The 3,447-nt window shown below is 34.9% G+C and carries 3 protein-coding genes; all 3 read right to left on the bottom strand.

Annotation, left to right across the window (positions count from 1 at the left end):
* Positions 1-121: 121 nt before the first annotated feature.
* The 3 genes from H1P_RS31925 to H1P_RS31915 all read right to left on the bottom strand — a co-directional run bounded on the left by H1P_RS31925 (position 122) and on the right by H1P_RS31915 (position 3,299).
* Positions 122-931, bottom strand: coding sequence for an HlyD family secretion protein (locus tag H1P_RS31925; protein WP_144875302.1), 810 nt, complete (start codon positions 929-931; stop codon positions 122-124).
* Between the two features lie 142 nt (positions 932-1,073).
* Positions 1,074-2,399 (bottom strand): hypothetical protein, encoded by a 1,326-nt coding sequence (locus H1P_RS31920; RefSeq protein WP_144875300.1) that lies wholly within the window; start codon positions 2,397-2,399, stop codon positions 1,074-1,076.
* A 381-nt stretch (positions 2,400-2,780) separates the two neighbouring features.
* A complete protein-coding gene (locus H1P_RS31915; RefSeq protein ID WP_144875298.1) occupies positions 2,781-3,299 on the bottom strand; it encodes a hypothetical protein in 519 nt (172 codons plus the stop codon).
* Between the last annotated feature and the right edge of the window lie 148 nt (positions 3,300-3,447).

Raw genomic sequence — 3,447 nt, 5'->3', positions numbered from 1 at the left:
TGGAACTCAAACCACAGACTGTTGTTTTACCGCAGGGACTTAACACCAGGGTCAAACATAGATGCGGTATGCTTTTTGGCAAATAGCGATCGCCTTTTTTGTGAGAAAAGCGGGAATAACGCTACCGACCACCTCTAACATCTAAAGTAACCTCAACATTAATATCTCTCTCGCTCTGACCCAATATCTTAACCCTTCTTACCTTCCCCCGATAGGGAGAATAAACAGACACCAGGGTTTCTAATTCCTCATCAACCTTATCTAGTTGAGTTTGCAGCGAGTTAATCTGCTCCTGCTGCTTCTGCAATGAAGTTTGATAGTCAGATACTTTGAGAGAGTGTTCGTACTGCTGTTTTTGATAGTTGAGTTTGGCTTCATCAAGTCTGGCGATCGCCTTTTCCACATTAATAGAAGCTTCTAGCTCTCTACGCTTCAAGTCTGCTAATTCCTGAATCTTCTCTGACTCGAATACCGAGGAGTAAAAGGGGTCTTTAAAGTGAAGTGATGAGTCAAAGTTATCAATCTCGCGAACAATGACATCTAGATTAAACTGTGCCTGTTTGAGTGCTGCTAGTTCTGTTTGAAACTTGGGTATAGGAACTGTTTTGAGTTGATTGAGGGGTAGACTGGCTTGGGCGATCGCTGTTTCCAATCTTTCCTTTTTGGCTAGTAGTTTGGCTTTGGTAGAAGTGCGATCGCTGATGATATCGCCTGGGTTTATTCTCTGACCTTCGGTTACTTTGAGTTCGTCTAGTTGATTGATAGTCAGGGTGATGATGTGACGGCTGCGACTGTAAGGGGTGGTAGTTTCGGTAACTGGTTCGGGTTGGTTTGCTTGGGTTTGTTTTGTGTTGGTGTTGGTGAGTGCGATCGCGCCTATTCCCAATATGACATACCCTAAAACTTTTACAACAGACCAGTTTCTCTTCATCGCAGTTACTAATATTAGTGTTCTACTTCTGTCTTAGTCTATTGAGTTGGTTTTGGGTGCGATCTGGGTTCGGGGACGGGCGATCGCTATTGTATTCGACCTGTCAACAATTTGAATATTCATCAAATTAATTTTTTTTGTATCATTGGCATCTATTCAGAGAATCCCGTTCGATCTGCAACTGCGAAACTGTAACTGATTTGTCGGATATTTCAGTTTCAATATAGGTTTTCATTTGAGACCAACTTGAGTTAGCTAGTTCTTCAGATAAGTTAAAAGAGGAATTGCCGACTGGGTATAGTACTACAACCTGATTTTTCGATGATTTAGCCATGCAAATTGTAGCTCTAAATAGTGAGTTTGGTTGATTTATTTTGTTAATGAGATTAGAAATATACGGCACTTCTTTTGGATTATTTTCATAAAGTTTAGTATCCTTTTGTTGAGGTAAAATTGTCAAATAATATGGCTTTTTAGCCAGAGGATTCATTTTAAATCCATCAAAAAAAATTAAGTAAAGAGTAGCTATAATACCAATAACTATCCACATCCAAAATAAGGTTCTTTGAAGAGTTTTTACATTTATTTTAAATTGTTTAGACTGAGATTCAATAGTATAGTCATGGGTCTGACTTTCTAGATAGTTCTGGTATGCATTTGAATCAAAACAAACTTGCAAGGGTAATAAGTTCTTAACTTGACTGGTAATAGCTATACCGTCATTTTTATCAGGCATAGAGCCGTATATCTCATTTTTCCATTCATGTTTTAGGATATCTACCGCTTCAATAGTTAGTAAAATAGGATTTTTGACCAGATGACTGTATATAGAACCAATAATAGAAATTAGTATTATAAATAATGGTGAAATAATCGTAGCATTTGCAGTTATTGCAACACCAACACCAGTTAATAAAAATGCTTGAGTAGTTAAAAACCAATTAATTCTTTCATTTAAAAGCGTTCCTTCATGTTCGATTATGCTTCGATAAGTACGAAAAAGCTCAAGCCCCAAAGCAGGATCGTTGATTTTATTCATCTTCCCTGCTTGTGTTATCTTATTATCTAACGATTGGGTTGATTTTCGTAAAAGATATAAATATTCTGTGGCATTCTTGAGTATCGATTTACCATAGTCTTTTTGACTTGTTATGTCAGCATCATACTCTAAGAAACTATTAATAATTTTGTCAATAAGAGAATCATAATTTGAGTCATTATTTAGTGATTCTCCAAATTCCAAAAGTATCTTGAGTTTTCTTTCATATAAATCAATATTATTATTGTCGATATTTTGGCTAGAAATTTGTTTTAATAAATTTCTAGTTTCTTGTTTTATTGTTTGTTCCAATAATTTTTTTTGTTTATTTTTATTTTGTGAATTCATTTTTGCATCTAAATTTAATCTACATAAATTTTTAATCTTATTAACTAAATAATTAAAGAACATAAAATTATTTACTGTCATTTTAAAACTGCGATTGCCTTAACTACAGATATCTCTTTAGTAATTCTTTTAGTTTTTTAAGTTGACAGGTTTCGGCTAAAGTACGTATCTGTCGGATAAAAGAGATTAGTTAAGGTCGATCGCTTTGTAATCTGTCGATTTAGGATAATACCTCTCGAATGTCTCCTTGCATGGTTAGATTTAAGAGTTGATTTAATTCTTCTACTGTGGGAATTGCTGTTGATATCGGCTTGGTGTTAGTTTTAGCAGAAGTATCTGTATCTAGAAGCGATAGCTATATCTATAGAAAGTATCCATGTTAAAAGAATAATCTGGATAAGTAATTAGCAAAGCTTCATCATCGTACATAATATTGATTATCTCTATCAATTTTTATCAATATTATTCTAAAGTCTCGATCTTAATTAACTTAATCTCTACCGTACCCACTGCATACTGTTCTCTCAATAACGCGATCGCCCTATCCAACCCACAATAATTAAACTTAACTCTACTCCCCACCAAAGAAGCCGTAACCATCTGCTTTGACTCGATGGGTATGTTCACATCTTCGGGAAAATCAATTACTAATTCTCCGTTCAAATAGATGTCTGCATCGGGATAAGAGTTTTGTAATTCTTCTAGTTGTGCAATAGGACTTTCATCATTAAAAGTCAGATTCCTAATTTCAGTAGTTGCAGTTTCCCCTACTTCAGTAGTAACTTTGCTAGTAATTATCTGTTGACCAGTTTTATAAACACCTTGACCATCAGTAACGATAAACTCTTTACCTTCATTACCAATAATCAAATACTTTCCATCAGCATTAGTCCTATCCGATGCCCAATAACCTTTAATTTGAGCATAAACCTTATTAGTTGCTGCATTCTGGTTATACACCTGCACGATACCATCTCTCAAACCGAGATTTTGCGAGACTTTCTGAGAGGATGTACGAAAAGTCTAAAATATAACTTCTAAGTACAAATAAACTAGAAGTTATGAATCCAAGAAAACCTTATTCCACAGATATTTCTAATCAACAGTGGACTATTTTAGAACCTTTAAT

This window comes from Hyella patelloides LEGE 07179, from assembly GCF_900659865.1.
Lineage (GTDB): Bacteria > Cyanobacteriota > Cyanobacteriia > Cyanobacteriales > Xenococcaceae > Hyella > Hyella patelloides.
Note: the sequence above shows the minus strand (reverse complement) of the source record. Positions and strands in the feature narration are given on the sequence as shown.